Source organism: Streptomyces sp. NPDC048419 (assembly GCF_043200415.1).
Classification (GTDB): Bacteria; Actinomycetota; Actinomycetes; order Streptomycetales; family Streptomycetaceae; genus Streptomyces.
Map to the genome: position 1 here is coordinate 1 of NZ_JBICXT010000092.1, position 4,790 is coordinate 4,790.

2 protein-coding genes and 3 pseudogenes are annotated in these 4,790 nt (G+C 63.2%); 2 read left to right on the plus strand and 3 right to left on the minus strand.

The genetic code is table 11. The annotated features are described in order from the left end of the window. Both ACGFYN_RS47770 and ACGFYN_RS47775 read left to right on the plus strand, forming a co-directional pair. Positions 1-103, plus strand: a pseudogene (locus ACGFYN_RS47770) (IS5/IS1182 family transposase); the annotation flags it as partial. A 44-nt stretch (positions 104-147) separates the two neighbouring features. Further along, positions 148-462 (plus strand): annotated as a pseudogene (locus ACGFYN_RS47775) (transposase); the annotation flags it as partial. A 328-nt stretch (positions 463-790) separates the two neighbouring features. On the opposite strand, the gene ACGFYN_RS47780 reads toward ACGFYN_RS47775, so the two are convergent. The 3 genes and pseudogenes from ACGFYN_RS47780 to ACGFYN_RS47790 form a co-directional block, all read right to left on the minus strand. After that, the gene (locus ACGFYN_RS47780; RefSeq protein ID WP_393872231.1) at positions 791-3,241 is read right to left on the minus strand and encodes a hypothetical protein; all 2,451 of its coding nucleotides are present in this window, start codon (positions 3,239-3,241) and stop codon (positions 791-793) included. Between the two features lie 968 nt (positions 3,242-4,209). Next, positions 4,210-4,569, minus strand: coding sequence for a cytochrome C oxidase subunit I (locus ACGFYN_RS47785; protein WP_393872232.1), 360 nt, complete (start codon positions 4,567-4,569; stop codon positions 4,210-4,212). Beyond that, a pseudogene (locus ACGFYN_RS47790) lies at positions 4,566-4,790 on the minus strand (cytochrome ubiquinol oxidase subunit I); the annotation flags it as partial. The gene ACGFYN_RS47785 and the pseudogene ACGFYN_RS47790, both read right to left, overlap by 4 nt.

A 4,790-nucleotide genomic window follows, 5' to 3' on the forward strand; every position in this document is an offset into this window, starting at 1 on the left:
GAAGTCCTGGCGACTGTTACGGCGAGCCCGATGTTCAACCCGACGTATCGGCACCGCCGTCCAAGCCATCCACACCCTCTTGACCTGCGACTATTCAGGATGAAAGAGGTTCATTGACATCTTTCATCCTGAATAGCTGTAGGTCAGCAGGGGGCGCACCAGCAGCTAGGCGGCCCGATCGTGCTTATCTGGGACAGTGAACACCCACCTGAGGGCCGGGATGCGCCGCTATATCGCCGAACGCGACTGGCTCACCGTGTGTCAACTCCCGCCCTACACACCAGACCTCGACCCGTCGAAGGCATCTGGTCAGTACTGCGACGCACCACCACTGCCCAGCGTGCCTTCGCCAACCCTGAGGACCTGATCACCGCCGTCCGACGGGGCCTGCGCCAGCTCCAGTACCGCCACGACGTCCTCGACGGCTGCCTCACCGGCACCGGGCTCGTGCCCGCCGCGTGATGACGACACCACGCATTGAAACTCAGTAAGGGCATGGCCGGCAGCGGCGACATGCCCGGTGCCGAGTTCATCGCCGCGACCGGCGGCGACACGGACGCCTTCGGCAGTCCCAAACGGCTCGCCGGCGTCGCCAGGCCGGCCCTCCTTCCACGCGGCAGCGGGAAGACCAGCTGCAAGGCTGCGCAGACCAGGGCGAAAAGGTCGGCCACTCCTGCGGATGTTCACCCTCTCGGCCAGGTCGAGTTCGCCGTCCAGAGTCCAGGCGGTTCTACCAGCGTTCACGGGCCGAGGGGAAGTCCACAAAACTGTGCCCGCACTACTTCCCCGGTCAGTTATCTTTCCGCGGTTCGCCACCCTCGAGCTGGCGGCCGTCGCGGACCTTCGGCGACCGGTAGGAATAGTTCCGGCGCAGGAACTCAACGAGCCTGTCCTCGCGTCCGCTTTGCAGGGATCCCTGCTCGGTGTAGTACAAAATGAGGTTGCCGGGGAAGCGTCTGCGCGCGACGCGCAGATGCCCCTGCCACGGCCATGTGACCCGCTCGCCGATCGCGGCGAGCCGACGGCCGATTGCCCGGACGTCTTCGATCGTCTCCTCGTCCACGCAGATCACGTCGACGCTGGCCGTCTCTCGATCGCTATGCACCGTACAGCTAGCCCAATGGCACAGAAGAGGGGATTGCCTCTTGTCCGGCCGCGGGTAAGTGATGCCAGCCCGGTCGGTCAGTGCGTCAAGCTTCTCCCTGGCCGCTGGGCCAGCGGCGCGTTGAAGGATACGCAGCTCCGCGATCAGTGCGCTGGCCTGGGCAGGCAGGGCTCCGCTCTCAGGGGGAGTTTCGCGCTGCTTGCGTTCAGCTGGCCGCGCAACTGGTCGTGTGGCGGTAGCTCGCTTTTCCTCGCTTAGCTTGCCCGGTGAGCCCATCCTGATTGAAAGATCTGGCATACCCCCCGCGCGAAGATCATTTTCAAGTAGTTCCATGTAGCGCGCATTGTCGAGGCCTCCCCACAGCTTGGAGGGGGCGACGGTAAGCAACCCGGGCGTATAGATGGCTGGACGCTCCGTGTCGGAACCCTCTTTTGGACGTCCAGCCCGGACCTCAAGAACCGCCCACGTAGTAATTTCATCCGGGTAGTAGGGGCCCTCTGGTCCCTCAATGGCGAAGAAGTAGAAGCTTGTAGCGTGCTGAGCGTCGGTGCCCTGACGCGGGCCCCAGTAGAAGCTCACAGTGAGCGCCTTTTGATGATGGCTCCGGTCATGGAGGTAGGTCGCGGTGATATTTGCGGCTTCAGCTCGGAGTGTCTCGTTGGCCCTGAGTTTGAAGTAGTTCACATCTGGCCTCGCTTGGGCGGTGACATGGGTAGCCTGCGCCGGCTCTCGGGCCGGGTGGTCCATATTCCGCTGATGCTCGGTCTCTTCGATGACCTGCGGGGCGGAGCCACGATATGCCCGGACCAAAAAGTCTGCCAGTTCCTGCTTCTGGACTGCGGTGAGGGAACCGCTCTCGGTGAAGTACACGATCGTGTTGCCGGGTCCCCATCGGCGAACAAGACGTAGGACCCCGCGCCATACCGTCTGCGTGGTGGGTGCCGCGGACCCTACTTTGTCAGCCATGTCCCGTCCCACGCATATCACCTTAACCCCTCCTGACTCGACCCATATGCAGGGGACCGGGGCCTGATGCATGTCCAGGACCGGGTTACGTCGACGTGGCGTTTGGGATGTCAGCCTTTCTAGCTCCGCACCTGCTGCACGTTCGGCGATCTGCCCGAGCTGCTGCAATCGCACCTGCTCTCGCCATGGGGTTCTTAGGAGCCCTGTCCGTTCGAGCTCTTCCGGAGGTATGACAGCCTTCTGTTCCTTGAGCCAGCGAGCAGAGTCCCTATCTGCTTGAGCCCTTTCCATGGTGATGACGTGGATTTGGGAATCAAACGACCGCAGGTACCGCTGCAAAGGGTCAATAAGATCCTGTTCGCCGTCCAGGACGATCGTGGAACTGTCCAAGCGGTAAAGCTTACCCTGCTTAGCCAGGCGAGTTTGGGGGAGAGGGGCTTGCTCATCGCCTGGCTGGCTCGCGGACGCCTTCTGCAGCAGCCAGTATTCATTGCCCTCGTCGCTGAACAATGCCAGGCCCTTTGAAGGATTGAGCGTGCGGCGCATTTGCTGGATTTTTCCCGCGTTCCAATCATCGATGGCCGAACTCGCGCCGGCTGCCTTGCGCTCCCAAATCGCCAAATTGGCTTCCTTTACAAATGGGCCATTTGGTGAATTGGCGTAAAGGAACTCGGCTGGCTGATCCTCATCACCGTACTTCACAAGCTTCCGCCATCGCGCCGGACGACCGCCGTAGGCATTTCGGACTTTCTCGAGCACCGGCAGCCACCGCAGGCCGTTCCAGTATTCCTCCTGCCCGCCCTGAGTATGCCTTCTACTTCCAGCCGGGCGCGGGTTGGGCGGGCTAGGCGGCTTGGACGAGAACTCCGCCCAGTGTCTGCGCATCGCGGCGAGCTTTTCCGGTGGCACCCCCCCTGCGGCAGCAAGGTCCTCGGCGACGCTTTGCTCAATGGCCTGGAGAAGCGCCTTCCGTGGCAGAGCCGGCGCGGTCTTCCTCTCTTTAGGCTCCGTCGGTGGGCTGTTGGTTACGCCAGGACCGACCGATGCGCCACCTTCTTTGCCGAGCCCTGCAGGCGCAGGTGCGGTGGTTTCGGTGATGGGGGAGCGGGCTTCGTTCGTGCCGGTTTCGTCCGCTTGAGGTGATGGCTCAGAGGAAGGGGGTGTGGACATGTTCCACCCCTCTCGCGATGACTGCACGTGGAGCGCCGGATGGTGCTGAATACGCACATGGGGCAGGTGGGTCTCGATGTGGCACATTCCCACGTAGTAGAGCGTGTACTTGTACCTAATAATCCCCTATGCCCAGAAAATATCAAATGACCTAAGACTGGGAGGCGGTGTCGCGGGATGGTGTCCCTCATCGTGGTGTATGCGATCAGCGGTCGGGGAGTGCGCGGGTGTTCGCCCCGGGCGCACTTCCACGGGTAGGTACCGCTCCCTGAACAGAAGGCGGGCCACCGCATAACTCTCCTTGGTGAACGCCCAGTTCAACCACGAGGAGTGCCGGATGGCCCTGTCCCAGTCCAGGCCTGCGCAAGTTCCCGGAGTGCGTAGGTAGCCCGGGTCATGGCGGGTTGGGGTGGACAGCGGAGCGGACTCGGGGTTCGTGATCATTGGGGTGACGAAGCCAAACGATCATGAGGGTTCCCGTGTCCGCTTCTCCATCCTCTCCGATGCCTGCCGTGCTGATGAAGCTGGGTCCGCTCGGCCCGGACGATGTCAGTTGAAAAGGCATGCAAATCCCCGATGGCAAGGATTTACGCCAAGTTGGTGCAGCCGCGATGGACTGCGAGTGAGCCCGTAGGTGAAAGATCTTCGTACTTTCTCCCGCGTGCCGCCGACACACCCGCGCCACCCGGCATCTTTAAGGTCCGGGAACCTGCCCTGATACCTCGCCGGGACTGCCGGAGGAAGATCCGCCCTGCTCGCAGCCTGGTGACCGTACACAGGGGCCGCCGCCGGGCTGCCGCGCCCCCCTGCTGCACGTCCCCGCGCGGCGGTATGTAAGGGGAGCCTGGGGCACCGGAGGCGGAAGAGGGGCCGAGCGGCAGTAGCCGGATTCCTGGGAGGGTTGACAGGGTCATCGGCGGGGCAACGGGATACCGACTTCGTGTCCCGGACCATCACGTCAGTAGCCGTCACGAGTGTCGGCGGTAGAGCATGAGTAGTGCCATGGCTGACAGCATGGTGATCAACAAGGCGCCACAGCGAGCGCGCAGCCGACGGTACCGGGCTTCATACTCGTTGCGCAGAGCCTGGGCCCGGTTGGCGAGCTGCTGGAGGTCTGCCCGGGTGCGGGTGAGGCAGTCGAGGGTGTAGTGCCGTTGGATTTCTTCCCTCTGTGATGTGGTCAGCCAATGCAAGGGCTCGGTGAAGGCCCGGGCGCGTTGTGCTGCTTCGGCGCTGCGGGCCTGCAACAGCAGGTAGCCCTCGACCTGGTTGACCAGGGCGGCGGGCGTCTTCGACTTTCTGTCGGTGCGGCCTGCTGGGTCCGTCATGCAGGCAGCCTTCGGTTCTGCTTCTCATCTAGCATCGCGATGTCGTGGTGGTGCAGGTCGAAAGCGGGGGATTCGCTGCGGATCCGCGGCAGGGTGAGGAAGTTGTGCCGTGGGGGCGGGCAGGATGTCGCCCACTCCAGCGAACGGCCGTAGCCCCACGGGTCGTCGACGCCGACCGGCTTGCCGTACTTGGCCGTCTTCCACACGTTGTAGAGGAACGG